18 protein-coding genes are annotated in these 19,312 nt (G+C 54.8%); 15 read left to right on the forward strand and 3 right to left on the reverse strand.

The genetic code is table 11. The features are described 5' to 3' along the window. Positions 1–39 precede the first annotated feature (39 nt). Entirely contained in the window at positions 40–888 is an 849-nt protein-coding gene (locus tag QY332_18175) for a hypothetical protein (protein WKZ35541.1), read from the reverse strand. A gap of 108 nt (positions 889–996) precedes the next feature. On the opposite strand from QY332_18175, the gene QY332_18180 reads away from it, so the two are divergent. The 3 genes from QY332_18180 to QY332_18190 all read left to right on the forward strand — a co-directional run bounded on the left by QY332_18180 (position 997) and on the right by QY332_18190 (position 4,135). Further along, entirely contained in the window at positions 997–1,416 is a 420-nt protein-coding gene (locus QY332_18180; protein WKZ35542.1) for a DUF3592 domain-containing protein, read from the forward strand. Beyond that, complete coding sequence (miaA, locus tag QY332_18185; GenBank protein ID WKZ35543.1) at positions 1,417–2,340, forward strand: tRNA (adenosine(37)-N6)-dimethylallyltransferase MiaA; 924 nt, start codon at positions 1,417–1,419, stop codon at positions 2,338–2,340. Between the two features lie 88 nt (positions 2,341–2,428). Then, a complete protein-coding gene (locus tag QY332_18190; GenBank protein ID WKZ35544.1) occupies positions 2,429–4,135 on the forward strand; it encodes a long-chain fatty acid--CoA ligase in 1,707 nt (568 codons plus the stop codon). 119 nt (positions 4,136–4,254) lie between these two features. Here the strand turns inward: QY332_18190 and ftsH are convergent, their stop codons facing one another. Next, complete coding sequence (gene ftsH, locus QY332_18195; GenBank protein ID WKZ35545.1) at positions 4,255–6,114, reverse strand: ATP-dependent zinc metalloprotease FtsH; 1,860 nt, start codon at positions 6,112–6,114, stop codon at positions 4,255–4,257. Between the two features lie 217 nt (positions 6,115–6,331). Between ftsH and QY332_18200 the strand changes: the two genes are divergently transcribed. Further along, complete coding sequence (locus QY332_18200) at positions 6,332–7,261, forward strand: cation diffusion facilitator family transporter (GenBank protein ID WKZ35546.1); 930 nt, start codon at positions 6,332–6,334, stop codon at positions 7,259–7,261. Between the two features lie 10 nt (positions 7,262–7,271). On the opposite strand, the gene QY332_18205 is transcribed toward QY332_18200, so the two are convergent. Next, positions 7,272–8,033 carry an exodeoxyribonuclease III gene (locus QY332_18205; protein WKZ35547.1) on the reverse strand — a complete coding sequence of 254 codons (762 nt, stop codon included), beginning with the start codon at positions 8,031–8,033 and terminating at the stop codon, positions 7,272–7,274. A 54-nt stretch (positions 8,034–8,087) separates the two neighbouring features. On the opposite strand from QY332_18205, the gene QY332_18210 reads away from it, so the two are divergent. The 11 genes from QY332_18210 (at position 8,088) to QY332_18260 (ending at position 19,205) form a co-directional block, all read left to right on the forward strand. Continuing rightward, a complete protein-coding gene (locus QY332_18210) occupies positions 8,088–8,483 on the forward strand; it encodes a response regulator (GenBank protein WKZ35548.1) in 396 nt (131 codons plus the stop codon). 56 nt (positions 8,484–8,539) lie between these two features. Beyond that, entirely contained in the window at positions 8,540–8,911 is a 372-nt protein-coding gene (locus QY332_18215) for a DUF192 domain-containing protein (protein WKZ35549.1), read from the forward strand. Further along, a complete protein-coding gene (locus QY332_18220; protein WKZ35550.1) occupies positions 8,904–10,307 on the forward strand; it encodes a peptidoglycan DD-metalloendopeptidase family protein in 1,404 nt (467 codons plus the stop codon). The genes QY332_18215 and QY332_18220 overlap by 8 nt, the downstream gene beginning before the upstream one ends. 58 nt (positions 10,308–10,365) lie before the next feature. Then, positions 10,366–10,857: a cyclic nucleotide-binding domain-containing protein gene (locus QY332_18225; GenBank protein ID WKZ35551.1), complete on the forward strand. Its 492-nt coding sequence runs from the start codon at positions 10,366–10,368 to the stop codon at positions 10,855–10,857. Positions 10,858–11,140: 283 nt separating this feature from the next. Then, the gene (locus QY332_18230; protein WKZ35552.1) at positions 11,141–12,427 is read left to right on the forward strand and encodes a branched-chain amino acid ABC transporter substrate-binding protein; all 1,287 of its coding nucleotides are present in this window, start codon (positions 11,141–11,143) and stop codon (positions 12,425–12,427) included. A gap of 84 nt (positions 12,428–12,511) precedes the next feature. Further along, positions 12,512–13,579, forward strand: a complete 1,068-nt coding sequence (locus QY332_18235) for a branched-chain amino acid ABC transporter permease (protein WKZ35553.1) — start codon at positions 12,512–12,514, stop codon at positions 13,577–13,579. A gap of 13 nt (positions 13,580–13,592) precedes the next feature. After that, positions 13,593–15,329: a hypothetical protein gene (locus tag QY332_18240; GenBank protein WKZ35554.1), complete on the forward strand. Its 1,737-nt coding sequence runs from the start codon at positions 13,593–13,595 to the stop codon at positions 15,327–15,329. Between the two features lie 6 nt (positions 15,330–15,335). Then, positions 15,336–16,160, forward strand: a complete 825-nt coding sequence (locus tag QY332_18245) for an ABC transporter ATP-binding protein (GenBank protein WKZ35555.1) — start codon at positions 15,336–15,338, stop codon at positions 16,158–16,160. Between the two features lie 16 nt (positions 16,161–16,176). Beyond that, positions 16,177–16,890, forward strand: coding sequence for an ABC transporter ATP-binding protein (locus QY332_18250; protein WKZ35556.1), 714 nt, complete (start codon positions 16,177–16,179; stop codon positions 16,888–16,890). Positions 16,891–17,042: 152 nt separating this feature from the next. Further along, positions 17,043–18,032, forward strand: coding sequence for a hypothetical protein (locus QY332_18255; GenBank protein WKZ35557.1), 990 nt, complete (start codon positions 17,043–17,045; stop codon positions 18,030–18,032). Between the two features lie 18 nt (positions 18,033–18,050). Then, positions 18,051–19,205 carry an FAD-dependent oxidoreductase gene (locus QY332_18260; GenBank protein ID WKZ35558.1) on the forward strand — a complete coding sequence of 385 codons (1,155 nt, stop codon included), beginning with the start codon at positions 18,051–18,053 and terminating at the stop codon, positions 19,203–19,205. Positions 19,206–19,312 lie beyond the last annotated feature (107 nt).

Raw genomic sequence — 19,312 nt, forward strand, 5'->3', positions numbered from 1 at the left:
GAGTCTCACGTTCCAGTAAAGGTTCTTCCAAGCGATTCTTCAGCCTGCTGAATGTTCCGAATCAAAGACATGCGAGTGCATGTTGGCAATCCAGCGTTTGCCGTCCTCCGTCAGGCGCAAATATCCGAGGGCATCCTGGATATATGGGTTGACCTGCTCCCAATAAAAGCTGGCGTAATTCCTTCTCATATCATTTGGGGATCGATAGCCAAGTTTTTCATTCAACCCCAATTCCTGAAATTCGTAGAACAGGGCCGGGGATTTTCGAAAATAATCGGGGTCGCCTAATTGTCCAATAAAGTCCGCCGCACGCACCAACCCGCCGTATCCCCGCGTATTCTGATACATTTCGTCCTTCGGCGAGGGGAAGCGGGTAAACTCGATATACGATGCGATCAACTCCGCATCCAGTTGTTTGGTCATATCATCGAGCAGGCCGGCTCCAAAACGCTCACGGACGAATAACTTGCTGCGGTCGACATGATAGGGAGTGAGCGAGACGTCCGTGCCGTCCGGCGGGATGTTTATCAACTCGTCCCCCAGGCCGGTGGCAAACATTTCCCCTGTGTCGTTCCTGCACACACCCTTGACATAACCGATATCATGGCACAGGACTGCGATCATAAAGTGCATCCAATCATGCGGCGTCACGCCGCCTTCACGCAGGTGCCGGCCCTCTATAATGGACAACCCGGCCAGGGAGACCATGATCGTATGATCAATGTCGTGATACAGAGCATCGGAGTTCGAAATATTTTCCAGGGACAAGCGTCCACACCAGGCAACGAGACGTCCGAAATCGGGGTTGATATCCCCATACGTTCGTTGATATGCCGTCTTCAATTGCTCGACAAACCTGTCAATCGTCAATTCCTGCCAGTCAATCATGAAAACTCCCTCAGTGCTGAAATAAAAGGTGGGTATAATTTTTTAGAGTTTACCAGAAAGACCGTCGGCAAAACATTCGGAAATCGTTTTGAAACAAGGAGAGATGACATGGATGAATTTGGATGGATCATGACCGGGTTGGGTATCCTCATGGGAATAGCGGGCACGATATGCAGTATCGCCCTGCCTCTCTTGATTCTCGGCGGGGTCGGATACCTCATCCATAAGCGCAATCAGCAGGGCAAGGCGTTCCGTGAGGCGGCGCAGACATGGCCCAGCACGAGGGGAACGGTGCTGATGTCAAGCGTGCAAATGGGGTACAGAGGATCGGTCCATCCAGTGGTCGTTTATCAATACGAAGTGAACGGAAAACCCCATCAAAGCCAGATCATCAAGGCGGGCGAGCAATACCTGAATATTCGCTTGGCGGGACAGGCACAGGAGACCGTCAACCGTTATCCGATCGGGGCGACAGTCACGGTTTATTACAATCCCGACAACCCTGCCGAGTCCGCGCTGGAGAGATAGTTGCCCCAAAAACCGCCGCTCATTCTCATCGTCGGGCCAACCGCCGTCGGTAAAACGGAACTTGCCATTCAGTTGGCGGAATCCTTAAATGGGGAGATCGTCTCCGCGGATTCGCGCCTCTTTTACCGCGGCATGGACCTTGGCACCGCCAAACCGTCCCCCGCGGAGATGGCGCGCATGCCGCACCATTTGATCGACATCGTCAATCCGGACGAGACCTTGAGCCTGGCGGTCTTTCAGCAAAAAGCACGGGCCGCTATCGCCGACATTCACGCGCGCGGCAAACTGCCGTTTTTGGTCGGCGGAACCGGACAATACATCCGTGCGGTAACGGAGGGATGGAGCCCGCCCGAGGTTGTGCCAAACGATGGATTAAGAAATGCTCTTGAACAGATAACAGTGGAGAGAGGCAAAGAGTGGTTACACGAAAAACTTACCCTTCTCGACCATGAAGCCGCCAACGATATTGACTTGCGAAATGTCCGCCGCACGATCCGCGCGTTGGAGGTTATTTTTACCACGGGGAGAAAATTCTCCGAGCAGCGCGGACAGAGCGACTCGCCATATCACTTGATCATGATTGGGCTGCACCGTCCGCGCGTGGAACTTTATCAGCGCGTGGATGAACGGATCGAGAAAATGTTTGGGCATGGATTGCTCGATGAAGTAAAAGGTCTGCTTGATAAAGGCTACCCTTCCACTTTGCCAAGCATGTCTGCAATCGGGTATCGCGAATGCGTCAGAGTTATTAAAGGTGAATTGACCATCGAGCAGGCAAAGGCGGAGATGAAGCGCATGACCAGGGTCTTTGTCCGCAGACAGGCGAATTGGTTCAAGGAGTCCGATCCGCAAGTGCAATGGTTTCATCCAGCAAGTGAACATGTACGCAAGACCATCGAGGTTTGCATTCGTAACTCGCTGTGAATTCGGGTGTTGTAATTGACTTTTAATATTTTCACGTATATACTTGCACCAGAAACATCTTCACTCAACAACCAACGGAGGAGGAAGCATGGACAGCAAGGTATGGCAAAAGAATTACGACAGGGGGGTTCCATTCACAATCGAATATCCGAAAGCGCCGCTCTTCTACTTTTTGGAGGAAGCCGCGCGCAAGTATCCCGACCGCGCCTGCACGATCTTTAAGGGCGCGGTCGTTACTTATAAGGAAATGAATGAAATTTCCGATCGTGTCGCTGCTGCGCTGGTGGATATGGGTTTGAAGAAGGGCGACCGCGTGGGCATCTTCATGCCGAACACGCCGCAATTCGTGATGGTGTATTACGGCATCCTCAAGGCCGGCGGCGCAGTGGTCGCCACCAATCCGCTGTATACGCCGCCCGAGATCGAGCATCAGGCCAGTGACGCAGGCATCGAGTACATGTTCGTGATGACGAATTTCTACGAGACCATCAAAAAAGCCCAACCGAAGACCAAGATCAAAAAACTGATCGTGACCAACCTGAAAGAGACCCTGCCGCCTGTTCTGCGCCTCCTATTCACACTGGCGCGTGAAAAGAAAGGCGGATTCAGGATCGAGGGCGGCCTGCGCGACGGCGACATCTGGTTCCAGGATCTGCTTGCAAAATACAAGGACGCTTCAAAACCCAACGTGGAGGTGGGTCCTGAGGATACGGCATTGTTCCAATATTCGGGCGGCACCACGGGCATCTCGAAGGGCGCCGTTGCCATGCACCGCAATGTAGTGGCAAATACGCTCCAGATCAAATCATTTATGCCGAACCTTGAGATTGGCAACGAGGTGGTGCTGATGGCCATTCCGCTCTTCCATGTCTATGGCATGGTGGCAGGCATGAACTTTGCGATGGCGACGGGTTCCAGCATGGTGATGGTTCCCAATCCGCGCGATTTAAAGGATGTATTGGATAATCTCTCCAAATTCAAAGCAACCATTTTCCCCGGTGTGCCAGCCCTGTACAATGGCATCAATAACTTCCCAGCGGTGAAGGCGGGCAAGTATGACCTTTCGTCCATCAAAGCCTGCATCTCAGGCTCTGCCCCGCTTCTGCGCGAGACCAAGGAACGATTCGAAAAATTAACGGGCGGCAAATTAGTCGAAGGGTATGGACTCTCCGAAACCCCGACCGCCACGCACTGCAATCCCCTGGAAGGCGAGAACAAGACCGGTTCCATCGGCATCCCCTTGCCCGACGTTGAAGTAAAGATCATCAGCCTCGATGACGGCGAAACCGAAATGCCGCAGGGCGAGATCGGCGAGATCGTCATTCACGGTCCGCAGGTGATGAAGGGCTATCACAATATGCCCACCGAAACAGCCAACACACTCAGAACCTTGAGCGATGGCAAAGTCTGGCTGTTCACCGGCGACATTGCCCGCGTGGACGAGGACGGCTACTTCTACATCGTTGACCGCAAGAAGGAACTCATCAAACCCGGCGGCTACCAGGTCTGGCCGCGCGAGGTGGAGGAGGTTGTCGCCGCGCATCCCAAGGTTATGGACGTGGGCGTGGCAGGCATCCCCGATGCATATCGCGGTGAGACGGTCAAAGCCTGGGTGGTGGTCAAACCAGGCGAAACGTTGACGGAGGAGGAACTCAAAGCCTTCTGCAAGGAAAGACTCGCCGCGTACAAAGTCCCCACTCATTACGAGTTCAGGGATGAACTGCCGAAGACCACCGTCGGCAAGATCCTGCGCCGCGAACTGGTACGGCAGCATAAGGAAACAAATCCCTCATAACTGGCGATCAGGTAGCCTGAACCACAAGGAAGGGGCGTATCGAGACCCGTAATCGCTGGTACTAAAAAGAGCCTCCCGGTTGACCGGGAGGCTCTTTTTCCGTTCTACATCATGGCGGACTAAATCACTTGCGGCGTCCCGCTCTTCTTGCCCAAAGGGGACGGGAAGAGCTTCTCGAATTCCTCGCGGTTGAGAGATTCAACTTCGAGCAGCTTTTTGGCAATCAGATCCAATTGTTTGCGATATTTCTTGACCAGGGACTTGGCCCGTTTGTATGCATCCTCCACGATCTTGCGGACTTCGCGGTCTATCTGTTCGGCAACGGCTTCGGAGTAATCGCGCTGTTCGGAGATCTCACGTCCAAGGAAGATCATCTCCTCCTTTTGCCCGTAGGTCATGGTACCGAGTTCTGCGCTCATCCCCAAACGGGTAACCATGGCGCGCGCCATGCGAGTGACCTGCTCGATGTCGTTGGATGCGCCCGACGTGATGTCATCGAAGATCAACTCCTCGGCGGCGCGCCCGCCCAGAGCCATGGCAAGCGTGGCGAACATTTTCTTGCGGGACATGAGAATGCGGTCTTCATCGGGGCGGAACCAGGTTACGCCGCCGGCCTGCCCGCGTCCCACGATGGTCACTTTTTGCACGGGGTCTGCTTCAGCGATGGCGTTCGCCACAATGGCATGACCAGCTTCATGGTAGGCAATGATGCGTTTTTCCTCCTCGGAGATCAAACGGGACTTGCGTTCAGGTCCCATGACCACACGTTCAATCGCCTCTTCCAGTTCAGGCTGACCAATGGCTTTCTTGTTGCGACGGGCGGAAAGAATTGCAGCTTCATTAACGAGGTTTTCAAGGTCGGCGCCGGCAAAACCGGGTGTACCACGCGCAATGGTGGCGAGGTCAGCCTGCGGATCCAAGGGCTTTCCCTTGGCATGGACCCTGAGGATGGCTTCGCGCCCCTTCACATCGGGACGGTCCAGGGTGACTCGGCGATCAAAGCGGCCGGGACGCATCAGAGCCGGGTCAAGAATGTCGGGACGGTTGGTTGCGGCAATGATGATGACGTTGGTATCCGTGTCAAAGCCGTCCATTTCAACGAGCATTTGATTTAGGGTCTGTTCGCGTTCGTCATGCGAACCGCCGAGCCCTGCGCCACGCTGACGGCCGACGGCATCAATTTCATCCACAAAGATGATGCAGGGCGAGTGTCGTTTGGCCTGTTCGAATAGGTCACGCACACGGCTTGCACCCACGCCCACGAACATTTCAACGAACTCGGAACCTGAGATCGAGAAGAACGGCACACCCGCTTCGCCCGAAACGGCTTTCGCCAGAAGCGTCTTGCCTGTTCCCGGAGGACCCACCAGCAGCACACCCTTCGGGATGCGTGCGCCGAGTTGAATGAACTTCTGCGGTTCCTTCAGGAACTCCACCACTTCGGCAAGTTCCTGCTTTGATTCCTCCGCACCGGCCACATCGGCAAAGGTCACCGTGGGATGCTCGCCGCTGAACATGCGCGCGCGGCTCTTCCCAAACGACATGGCGGCATTGTTGCTGCCCTGCGCCTGGCGGAAGATGAACCACAACAGACCACCCATAAAGATAATCGGCAGAAGATACAACGCACCGCTTAACACGCCGCCCCAGGCGGAAGGCGCACTGACTTCGACATCCAGCTGGGCAAGCTGTTCAGTGGTCACGCCAAAACTGCGGAGTTGGTCCACCAGGGTGGTATCCGACTCCTTACGGGATTCAGCGGCAGTTTCTTCAGTGCCGTTTTGTCTCACCACGCGGATGGTATCATTGCTCTGAACGATAATCCGGGCAATTTCGCCATTCTGCACCTGCTGCGCCACCTTGCTAATGGTAAGCGGTTCTGCGGCCTTTGAATTGTCACGAAAGCCCATATACAGCATGGTGCCTATGGCAATGAGCAGAAGGAAATACACAAAAAACGATTGACTACGGGAATTCACGGAATCCTCCAAATTTGACTTGCGACTGGATTATACCAAGTCCGCCGCTTAGACGCGGTGACACGGCATTTTATTATACGATTCTCTAACACGGCTCTCTTTCACCCGAAACCTGCCCGCAAAAACAACCAGCCTATATTCAAGACAAAAGAGCGGCATAACAAGGACAAATATCACTACCTGCACAGGGAGCTTTTGTATAATAAAAGACCAAACCATGACGACTACCTCGACAGATCGCTCATTCCTTACACGCTTTGCCTGGCTTTCGATCGGCGCAGCAGTTCTCACAATAACCCTGAAGACCATAGCCTATCTTTTGACGGGTTCGGTGGGCCTGCTTTCAGATGCGCTTGAATCCGTGGTCAATCTAATGGGTGCGCTCATGGCACTGGCCATGCTGACCATCGCCGCCCGCCCGGCGGATGAAGACCACGCGTATGGGCATGGCAAAGCCGAATACTTTTCCAGCGGCGTCGAAGGGACGTTGATCCTGATCGCAGCGGTCAGTATTATTGTTGCGGCAGTCCCCAGATTAATTACACCCAGACCGCTCGAACAAATCGGCCTGGGGCTGGGGGTCTCGGTCGCCGCTTCGCTGATTAACCTGATCGTCGCACTTATCCTGTTGCAGGCCGCTAAACGATACAATTCGGTTACGCTGGAGGCCAATGCGCACCACCTGCTTACGGATGTATGGACCTCGGTGGGTGTGTTGATCGGGGTTGGCGCAGTCGCACTGACCGGGTGGCAGCGGTTGGATCCGATTGTGGCATTCATTGTTGCGGTCAATATCATCTGGTCGGGGATTCGCATCGTGCGAACATCCGCGTTGGGATTAATGGACACCGCCTTATCCGCCGAGGAGCAAAACCGCGTAAAAAACGCACTGGAGCCGCATATAAAAAACGGAGTGCAGTATCATGCATTGCGCACCCGCCAGTCAGGAGCCAGACAGTTCGTTTCGCTGCATGTGCTCGTCCCCGGCCGTTGGACGGTCCAGCGCGGCCACCAGATGCTGGAAAGCATCGAGGCGGACATCCGCCGCGCACTGCCCAGCGTGACCGTGTTCACCCATTTAGAGTCGCTCAACGATCCCGCATCCTGGGATGACACAGACCTGGACCGCACCGATCCGCCGCCATAACGAGGGCAGGCTACTCCAACACCAATTCCACGGGGCAATGATCTGAACCCATCACTCCATCGTGGATGATCACGTCCTTCACGCGCGGCAGGAGATTCTCCGAGACCAGAAAATAATCCAGGCGCCAGCCGATGCCCCGCTCCCGTGCATTTAGGCGGTACGTCCACCAGGTGTATTGGACCCGCTCAGGATACAAATGACGGTACGCATCCACAAACCCATGACCCAGAAATTTTTGCACCCATTCGCGTTCCTCCAGCAGGAAGCCCGAAGTCTTTTCATTCGCCTTCGGATTCTTCAAATCAATGGGCATGTGGGCGGTGTTTAAATCACCGCAGATGATAATATTCTCCCCTTTCTTATGAAGCGCATTGCATAACTCAAGCAGGCAGGCGTAGAACTCAAGTTTATACTCCACGCGGTCATGACCGCGCTGGCCGTTCGGGAAGTAGATGTTGAAGAGACGCAGACCAGCCCAAACGGTCTGAATGACGCGTCCCTCCATATCAAATTTCGGTTCGCCCATGCCTGCCACGATCTCGTCAGGCTGTTCCCTAAAGAAAGTTGTCACCCCGCTGTAACCGGGGCGCTGCGCCGAATTCCACACAAACGGGAGTTTCAACATGGCACGCTGTTCTTCATTCAATTGCTCTTCGCGCGCCTTCACCTCCTGCAGGCACAGTGCGTCCGCCCCTTGGGCAAACGCCCAATCCAATGCCCGCCGGCCCAGCACGGCCCGAAGGCCGTTCACGTTCCAAGTGATGATCTTCATGATTAAGCCTGTGGTCGTTTTATGGTACACTTGCTTTTTGAAGGCAGGAGAACCATGGATAACACAACTGTCAAACGGATTCTTTGCATCGAAGATGAACCGGGCATGATCGATTTGATCCGGCTCATCCTGGGACGCCGCGGGTTCGAGGTGCATGGCGCGGCGGGCGGCATGGAAGGAATCAAATTAATTCGTGAAATCCTCCCGGACCTGGTACTGCTCGACCTGATGATGCCCGATATGGACGGCTGGGAAGTATACCAACAAATGAAAACCGAACCAGCCACGCGCGATATTCCCGTCATCGTCGTTACCGCAAAAGCACAGAACATTGACAAGGTACTCGGATTGCACGTCGCAAAAGTGGATGACTATATTGCCAAGCCCTTTAGTCCGCAAGAGTTAATGAACAGTGTGGAAAAAGTTCTCCAGCAGAAATCATCAGCCTGAAACCATATTCCTTTCCGCAGGGCGGCGAACAAGCCGCCCTGTTTTGTGATACCGCCATGCAGCGTCCCATCTATGTAAACAACCTGAACAAAACACTCGAACAGCCTGCGCGTGTGGGATTCTGCGACTCATTCCTCTGCAAGTTGCGCGGACTCATGTTCCGAACGCGCCTCGCACCTGACGATGGCCTGCTCCTCGTCGAAACGCGTGATTCACGCCTCGAAACGTCCATCCACATGATCTTCGTGCAGTTCGACCTGGCTGTCTTCTGGATCAACTCCGACATGACCGTGGTGGACAAGATCATCGCAAAAGCGTGGCGTCCAGCCTACATTCCCAAAGCGGATGCGCGCTACACCCTGGAAATACACCCCGTCCGCTGGGGGGATTACGAGGTCGGCGACAAGGTTGAATTCAAGGATGCGTAACCACACACTCATTTCCTTTCTGCTGCTAGCGATGGCGGTGTCCTTCCACCCAGTCCATGCACAGGATGGAACAGGACCCGTATATATTATCCAGCCCGGGGACAGCCTGTCGTCCATTGCCGCGCGCTTCAATGTGAGCATGAATGAACTCATGTCTGCAAATGGGATTACAGACCCAAACCAGCTCGCAGCGGGGCAGCAGCTTGTCATACCGGGGCTTGAGGGTGTAACAGGAACGCTGCGCACCGAAGTCATCAACTTCGGAGATTCCTATCGCAGTCTTATGCGGCAGACTCAGATCCCCAAGGACCTGTTCAGGAAACTTAACCGCATCGTCAGCCCGGGCGAATTCTATGTGGGCGTGAGCATGATCGTCCCGGTACAGACGGAAAACCGCAACAACACACGCATTTCGCCGAACGCGGGTGAATCCATGCTTGAGGTCGCTGTAAAAAACAATACAGACGTGTGGACTCTGGCAGATATCAACGACCTGCAAGGCTCATGGGACGGCCTGCCGGGTGATACGCTTTTTGCCCCTGGTGAAAACAGCAGCGCGAACACAACCGGTCTGCCCTCGGCATTCATCAGCGCCGAGATACGCGACCTGCCCATCAAACAGGGCGGTACCGGCGTCATCAAGGTACAAACCCTCCCGGAGGTTACCCTGGGCGGCTTGCTTGTTGACCACCCATTGAATTTCTTTCCAGATCAGGACGGCCTGCAGATCGCATTACAGGGAGTCCATGCCTTGCTCGAGCCGGGCGTCTACCCTCTGCGGCTGGATGCCACGCTTCCCGATGGAAGCAAACAATCCTACGAGCAGTTCATTTTGATCACCTCGGGCTTTTATCCCGACGACCCGCTCCTTTATGTGGACGTCGCCACCATAGACCCGGCCTCGACGGAACCTGAATTACAGCAATTAATCGATCTGACAACTCCGGCGACTCCCACAAAACTTTGGTCTGGCGACTTTATTTCCCCTGCCATCGCCTACGCCGAATCCACATACTTTACCTCGCGCTATGGGAACCGGCGCACCTACATTGGGCAGGGAACTGAACTACAAGTTCAGGGGTTTCATACCGGTCTGGATTTCGGCGGCGGAGATGGGCTGGCAATCACAGCACCCGCGGCGGGACGGGTGGTCTTCGCAGGGCCCTGGACGGTGCGCGGCAACGCCACCGTCATTGACCACGGCTGGGGGGTGTACAGCGGCTTCTGGCACCAGTCTGCCATACAGGTGCAGGCGGGTGACATGGTGGAGAAAAACCAGGTCATCGGTCTTGTGGGCGGAACAGGGCGTGTGACTGGCGCGCACCTGCATTGGGAATTGTGGGTAAACGGCATCCAGGTGGATCCGCTCGATTGGCTGATTCAAACCTACCCATAAGGCGAGGCGTTGCACTTCATCCATCAATATGCTACACTTTTGAAATGGATTTTTTCAGATGAGCAACCTTGTCAATTTTCTAAAACAAAGTGATATTTTTTACCAGTTCACTCCAACCCAGCTTGAATTGGTGGGGAATTTGTGCCGGGAGGTTGTTTTTCAATCAGGCGAACTTATCTTTCAGGAGAATAGCGACAGCAAGGAATTGTATGTGATCATGCAGGGCGAGGTGGATATCGTGATCAATCGCGGCGCGGCAGGCGAGACGGAAAAAAAAGAGACTGCAGTGGCACGGCTTCGCAGGGGGCAGTCGTTTGGGGAAGTGGCCTTGGTGGATGAGGGCGTACGCTCTGCTTCTGCGCGCGTGGCACAAAAGGATACCCACCTGCTGGTCATCCAGAGGGAAAAGATTATCATGCTGTGTGAAACGTATCCGCAGTTGGGGTATCGTCTGATGAACAACCTCGCTGCCGACCTGGCGATGAAAATCCGCAACACCGACCTGCGCATCCGCGAACAGCTTTTGTATAAGCCGTACGACAAGAAATAGGGTTTAACAGAAAAATCCATACGTCTATACACAAACACTTGACCTAAAACAAAAACCGACTTATTATTACGCCTTAATAAAAATGAAAGGCTCTTTAGAGGTGATGAAGGAGTTAAGCCTGAAAAAATCCAGGATTTAAGGGTTTTTTTTAAGGCTTTCCTTGTATCTCAAAATTCAACCAATGAGGAGGTGAGGCCGACAACGCCAGTCTTGTCTACTACTTGATTCACCCGCATGCGCGGGAATTGATTTCACCTAACTAGATTTTGGAGGAGTACAGAAAATGAATAAGCGTTTGCTCGCTTTACTATCCGTGCTGGTTCTTGCCAGCATGGTGCTTGCCGCCTGTGGTGGTTCTGCCCCCGCCGGTGGTGGGGACAGTGGAAGTCCTGCCGTCGGTTATGAGTGCATGGATGCGCTCGGCTGCGTCACTATCGGCCCAGGTGAACCCGTCCACATTGCCTATTGGGGTGTCCTCTCCGGTGCTGATGGCAGCCTCGGTGAAGACTCCAAGCGCGGCGTCGAAATCGCCATTGACGACCTCGGCGGTACATTCCAGGGACATGACATCCTGTTGACCACCGAAGACGCTCTATGCACCCCTGAAGGTGGTGCAACTGCAGCGACCAAACTCGCAACCGACACCTCGATCGTCGGCCTGATTGGTTCCAGCTGCTCGGATGAGACCGTCGGCGGTATCGCCACCCTTTCCAACGCCGGTTTGACCACCATCTCCCCGTCCAACACCCGCCCGGTCCTGAGCGACCCGAACCGCGGTCCTGACTACGCTGGTTACCTGCGCACCGCCCACAGCGATGCATTCCAGGGCAAGGCTGTGGCTGAGTTTGCATATAATGAACTCGGCATCCGTAAAGCCGCGACCATCCATGATGGCTCCGCCTATGCCGAAGCACTCCAGCAGGTCTTTGCCGATGAATTCACCGCCCTTGGTGGTGAGATTGTCGCCCAGGAAGCAGTTGCCAAGGATGCCACCGACATGCGCCCTGTGTTGACCACGGTTGCCGCTGCCGGCCCTGAGTTTGTTTACTTCCCAGTGTTCGTAGCTGCTGGCGGTTTTATCGTCAACCAGATCCGTGACGTGGCCGGTCTCGAAGATGTCAAGGTCGCCGGTTCAGACGGCATCTTCACCGCCGACTTCCTCAAGGCTGGCGGCGAAAACACCGTAGGCATGTATCTCTCCAGCCCGGACTTCGGCGCCTTCCCCGGCGGGTATCCTGAATTCATCGAGAAGCACAACGCCAAGTACGGCGGCGCACCCCTCTCTGTGTTCCATGCCCACGCCTATGATGCGACCAATATCCTCTTCACTGCGCTCGAACAGGTTGCCGTTGTGGAAGCCGATGGAACCATCTATGTTCCGCGCCAGGCTCTCCGTGACGCCATCTACGCCACCCAGAACTTCCAGGGTGTGACCGGCTCACTCTCCTGCAGCCCCTCCGGTGACTGCGGCGCTCCGGTGATCGCGATCTACGAAATCACCAGTGCAGACCCGGATGCTTGGGATCCCCAGAACGAAACCAACCCCAACCCCAAGAAAATCTATCCGTAGTCTGTAGATTAATGTACGTACTAGTGGTGAGGCAAATGTACATTTGCCTCACCACTAACACTTCTCAGTGTTTGGAGATAACTCATGCGCGCAACCTTTGGAGAACGATTTACAGACTGGGCCGTAAGTAGTTTCATGTGGGGGTTCCGTATCTTCATTATTCTGATCGTTGTAGTGGGCACATACTTTACACTCAGCAGCGGCAAATACACCGGCGAACAATGGATTGATTTTGTCGTGTTTGGCGTTTCCCAGGGAAGCATCTACGCCATGATCGCCCTGGGCTATACCATGGTATATGGCATCCTGCGTATGATCAACTTTGCCCATGGGGAAATCTTTATGAGCGGGGCATTCTGCTCATACTTCCTGGCAACCTGGCTGACCGACGCCGGCTTCACTGATAAAAACCCCTTCCTCGGTCTTTTGATCCCGATTTTATTTGCAATGTTCATGTCTGCGAGTATCGCAATGCTTGTGGAACGTATTGCCTATCGCCCCCTGCGTGGAGCGCCCCGCCTTGTGCCTCTCATCAGTGCGATCGGCGCTTCTTTTTTCTTGCAATATACATTCCGCGGTTTCTTCGGTCCGGGTGTGTATGCATATCCACCGGTCAAGGCACTTGAAGGCGAATGGGTGTTCTTTGGCATTGGAATTCTCAAAGTACAGGTCATCGTTGCGGTCGCCGCCGCCATTATGATGGCAATTCTATACGGCATTGTGATGCTGTCAAAAGTCGGCAAAGCCATGCGCGCCGTTTCGGAAAACAAGGACACTGCCGCCCTGATGGGCATAGACGTCAACCGCATCATCGTCTCCACCTTTGCGATTGGCGCGGCAATGGCTGGTGCTGCAGGCGTTCTCTATGCGCTTATTTTCCGGCAGGTCGGCTTCTTCATGGGCTTTACCCCGGGCATTAAAGCCTTCACTGCCGCGGTCCTGGGCGGCATCGGAAATATCCCCGGCGCCATGCTGGGAGGGCTTGTTCTTGGCATCTTCGAATCCGTTGGCCCCGCCCTCTTTCTCGATGGTCTCGGCATCCCACGACCCTATCAGCTCAAGGACGCAATTGCATACACGATGCTGGTCATGATCCTTTTGTTCCGCCCATCCGGTATTCTGGGCGAACGCATCACTACCAAGAAAGCCTGACAAGGTGAATTCTATGAAAAAAGAAAACTTTATCTGGAGTTCGACCAAGGTTGGGCTGCTGGCAGGTGCAGTTGGCATCTTCCTTTCCTTGATCGGAATGGTGGAGATCTTCAACAAGCGCGATGTCATCGAAAAAGTGATCACGCTTGGGATGTTCCTTCTCGTTGCCTCAGGCTTTTTGGCGGGCTACATCGCTTCGCGGCGGACCTCTGACCTGCTCGGCGAAAACAAGGCTGTGTCCAACCTGCTGGCAGGATTGATTGCGGGCTTATCCACCGGGCTTGTACTGACACTCTTCGTTCTCTCATCCAACGTGGTCAACCTGCGCACAGTGTTCATCAACGCCACCCCCCCATTATTCCAACTGCTCACATTTGGGCGCGGCGCAGGCGGGGCGTGGCTGCTGACCGTCTACGGAGCAATTTTAGGCCTGCTCGGAGGTGGATTCCTGCTCATCCCGCAGATTTTCCGCCGCCCGGTCACGCGCGCGATATTCTTTATGATCTTTTTGGCGCTCTTCTCCGGCTTGTTCCGCGTCATCCTGATCAACCAGGGTGATGGCGTTGAGAGGATTGCAAAATTCCTCTTCAGCCAGACCGGCATGACGATTAACGGCGCGCTAATTTTCTTCTTCGGCATCATCGCTGCCTCCATGTTCTGGTCATCCCGGGGCGGCGTCATTCAAGAAAAAGTTGACGGATTGCCAAGAACCGGAAAGATTTCACTGCGCGTTCTGGGCTTTATCGTGCTGGCTTATATCGTCCTGATCCTGCCCCAGGTATCGGGTCCATTCATCGCCCAGGTGATTGTCATCATCAGCCTGTACATCCTGATGGGACTTGGGCTGAATATTGAGATCGGATTTGCCGGCCTGCTGGACCTGGGTTTCGTGGCATTTTATGCCATCGGCGCATATACGGTCGGTTTGCTTACCTCATACGGCGAATACGGCCTGCAGCATGTCTCCTTCTGGGTGGCGGTACCCATCGCCGTTCTAGTCTCCATGTTTTTCGGCGGATTGCTCGGTCTCCCTGTGCTGGGCGTGCGGGGTGACTATCTCGCCATCGCCACCCTCGGATTTGGCGAGATCATCCGTCTATTGGCCGGCTCGGATTATATGGCGAAATATCTCGGCGGCCCGCGTGGCATAATCGGCATTCAAAAACCCTGTATCGGCTTTTTGGAACCGTTCATCAGGGTGGATGTTCCCCGAATATGCAACGGCATCGAACTTGGAAAACCGGAAAATATATACTACATCGCCATATTCAGCGCCATCCTGATCGCATTCATCTCATGGCGGCTGCGAGAATCCCGCCTGGGACGCGCCTGGATGGCGATCCGTGAGGATGAAGATGTGGCGGAAGCGCTCGGCGTCAACCTGATCCAATCCAAAATCCTTGCCTACATGCTCGGCGCTGCCTTCGCCGGATTGGGCGGAGCCATCTTCGCCACGCTCGTCGGATCCATATTCGCCACCAGCATGCAGTTGATCGTTTCGATCAACGTCGTCGCGCTGATCATCGTCGGCGGCATGGGCAGCATCCCCGGCGTCATCGTTGGTGCAATCGCCTTGATAGGCCTGCCAGAACTTCTGCGTGAGGTGTCGGAATTCCGCTTCCTGCTCTATGGCGTCGCATTGATCACTGTCATGCTCGTCAAACCGGAGGGACTGTGGCCTTCCCAGACAGCCCTGCGGGAATTACACCACGATGATGCAACCAATCTTGCATCTGAACCCCACCCATAGAGGATCATGATGGCACACATCCTAACCGCACAAAGAGTGACCAAACGTTTCGGCGGACTCGTGGCTGTTAATACCGTGGATTTTGAAATCCCGGAAAAATCCATCGTCAGCATCATCGGGCCGAACGGCGCAGGCAAAACGACGTTTTTCAACTGCATCACCGGTTTTGGAAAAATTGACGAAGGCACAATCACATTTGAAGAGACCGAGATCCACCATCTCCGCCCGGACCAGATCAGCCGCCTCGGCATTGCGCGCACCTACCAAAATATCCGCCTTTTTGCTGATATGACCACGCTGGAAAATATCCTGGTCGGTCAACATGCCTTCCTGCACTCTCCCTGGTTCAGCGCAGTGTTGAGCACACCTGGAAATCGTGCCGAAGAAAAAGGGGCACTCGCAGAAGCACAAAGATTGCTTAACTATGTGGGCCTCAAAGGCAAAGGCGACATGCTGGCCCGCAACCTTCCCTATGGTGAACAACGACGCCTTGAAATCGCACGCGCGCTCGCCACACGCCCAAAACTGCTCCTGCTGGATGAGCCCAGCGCCGGCATGAACCCGCGTGAAACCGAAGACCTGACCGCATTCATACGCCGCCTGCGCGACGAACTTGGCATCACCATCCTGCTCATCGAACACCACATGCGCGTGGTGATGGGCATATCCGAGAAAATTACCGTGCTTGATTACGGCGAAAAGATCGCGGAAGGTACGCCGAAGGAGATCCAGACCAACCCGAGGGTGATTGAAGCCTACCTTGGACGCGGCGCCGCAACAGACGGCATGGAAAACGCCCATGAAAAACATTCAAGCAAAAAGAAATCCTAGGGAACAGTAGGTTAAAATGTCAACACTCAACATCAATAATGTTCACACCTACTATGGCAATATCCAGGCCCTAAAAGGGGTCACGCTCGAGGTCAAAAGTGGCGAGATCGTAACATTGATCGGCGGGAACGGCGCTGGAAAAACCACCACCCTCAGGACCATCTCTGGTCTGCTCAAACCCCGCATTGGCACAGTCACACTGGAGGGCGAGGACCTGCTCAAATACAAGGCGCATGAAATTGTCTACAAGGGGATTTCCATGGTGCCGGAAGGGCGCGGCATCTTCACCCGCCTGACCATCACCGAAAACCTCGAGATGGGCGCATACAGCCGCACCAGCAAACAGGAAATGAAGGAGGACATGGAAAAAGTCTTCGCGCTTTTTCCGCGCCTCAAGGAACGCCGCTCTCAAGTGGCAGGCACTCTTTCCGGCGGCGAACAACAAATGCTTGCCACCGGGCGGGCGCTCATGTCGAGACCGGACATCCTGCTCATGGATGAACCATCCATGGGCCTTGCGCCCGTGCTGGTGGAATTGATTTTCGATACCATCCAGCGGATCAACCAGCAGGGCACTACCATCCTGCTGGTGGAACAAAACGCCCTCATGGCACTGTCCATTGCCCACCGCGGTTACGTTCTACAGACGGGCGAGATCGTCATCAGCGACACAGCCAAGAACCTGAAGAGTAACCCAACAGTTCAAAAAGCCTATCTGGGCATGGAATAGAAAGCCTGCAATGCACGCAAACGCAGAGGTACTATCATGTCCTCTGCGTTTTTGTTACCTGAATATATGTCATTGCAAGGGTTGGTGGTTGAGTAGGACGAAGTCCATATCGAAACCAAGCCCGAAGCAATCCCATAATCAGCGAGGTATATATGTTGATACTTAACGCACAGGATGTCCGCAAAGCACTACCGATGCGCGACGTCATCGAAGCCATGAAACAAGCCTACGCCTCCCTTTCGGACGGGCAGGCTGAAGTCCCCTTACGGACGCGTTTGCCCATCCCCAACCATGACGCGCTAGCCATCTTCATGCCCGCCTTCGTCCACACCGAGGAAGCGGATGCGCTTGCCGTCAAGATCGTCTCCATCTTCCCGGACAACCCCGCGCGCGGACTACCCTACATTCAAGCAACAGTCGTCGCATTTGAAGCGGCCACAGGGATCGTCTCTGCCATGCTCGAGGGCAGCTCTCTCACCGCCATCCGCACGGGCGCCGGCAGCGGCGCTGCGATTGACCTGCTCGCCCGCAGGGACAGCAAGGTCGTCGCCATCTTCGGCGCCGGCGCGCAGGGACGCACCCAACTCGAAGCGGCATGTACCGTGAGAAACATCGAAAAAGCATGGGTATTCGACTCGGATACCGAACGCGCCATTGCCTTTGCAAAGGCAATGGCAGGGCAGGGCGCGATTCCTTCCACGCTCGAGCCTGCTCCTACAGCCCAAGCCGCCATCGAAGATGCGGACATTATCTGCACCGCCACCACCTCCACCACACCCGTTTTCACGGATGCCGGTGTCAAACCCGGCGCACACATCTCCGCCATCGGCTCGTACACGCCGGAGATGGTGGAGGTGCCAGCGGAAACCATCCAGCGCGCCAAAGTCTTCGTGGACTCGCGTCTGGCAGTCCTTGCCGAAGCTGGAGACTTGATCCAGGCGATGCAAATTGGATTGATCACCGAAGCACATGTCCGCGCGGAGTTGGGCGAGATCATCCTTGGCAAAAAAGCGGGCAGGCAATCGGAAACCGAGATCACCTATTTCAAATCGGTCGGCGTGGCGGTACAGGATGCCATCGCCGCTCAACTGGCCTTGAAGAACGCCAAGGCATTGGGATTGGGGCAGGAGATAAAGTTTTAGGAAAAGGAAAATGACACCATGAACCTACCAACCACAACAGACATCGTCATCATCGGCGGGGGCGTGATGGGGGCAAGCGCCGCGTATCACCTAGCAAAACACGGCATGAAAAACATCGTCCTGCTCGAAAAGGAGGAGTTTTTTGGAACCGGCGCAACGGGCAGGTGCGCGGGCGGGGTACGCTACCAGTTCTCGACCGAGATCAACGTCAAGCTTTCGCAGGAAAGCCTGCCGATGATCGAACGCTTCAAAGAGGAAACGGGGCAGGATGTGAACTACGTCCAATGCGGCTATTTGCTCGTGGCGACCAACGAACAAGATGCCGAAACCTTTAAACACAACGTGGAATTGCAAAACAACCTCGGCGTGCAAACCCAACTGTTGAGCGGGGACGAAGTCCGCGCACGGCTGCCGCTGATGAGATTCGAAGACGCGCTTGCGGGCACGTTCAATTCCAAAGACGGCATCGTGGACCCGAACGGCGTGGTGATGGGATACGTCAGCGCGGCGCAGAAGATGGGCGTGCAAGCCGTCACGCACGCCGAGGTGACGGGCATCACCGTCGGCGGGGGAGAAATCCGGGGAGTGCAGACAAGCCTCGGCGACGTCCAGACGCGCATGGTGTTGAATGCGGCAGGTCCATGGGCAGGGCTGATCGGTCAGATGGCGGGAGTCGAACTCCCCATCGTCCCCCTCCGCAGGCAGATGTTCACCACAAATCCGCTGAAGGAAGTTCCCATGGATTTTCCGTTTGTCATTGACTTTGCAAAGTCGTTGTACTTTCACCGCGAGGGCGAGGGTTTGCTGATCGGCATGAGCAATCAAAACGAAATACCTGGCTTCGACCAAAATGTGGACGAAGATTTCGAGTTGGTGAATCTTGAAGCCGCGATCGAGCGCATGCCGATCGTGGAAAAAGCCAGCCGCGCATCTCATTGGGCGGGCTTGTACGAAGTGACGCCCGACGCGCACCCGATCTATGGCGCGACGGATGTAAAAGGCTTTACAGTCTGCACGGGCTTTTCGGGGCACGGCTTCATGCACGGACCTGTCTCCGGAAAGTTAATGAGCGAGTATATTCTCGATGGTACATATTCCACGTTGGATGTTTCGATGCTCGATTTAAAACGCTTTGAAGAAGGGCGTTTGATAAAAGAGTACAATGTGGTGTAAATTCGTTGGTTGAGCAGGCGGCGTTCGTCCGCCGTACCGAAACCAACAGTTGATTGAAATTTGTGGTTTCGACACGCCCTCACTTCGGTCGGGCTACTCAACCACCA

The organism is Anaerolineales bacterium, assembly GCA_030583885.1.
GTDB lineage: Bacteria > Chloroflexota > Anaerolineae > Anaerolineales > Villigracilaceae > Villigracilis.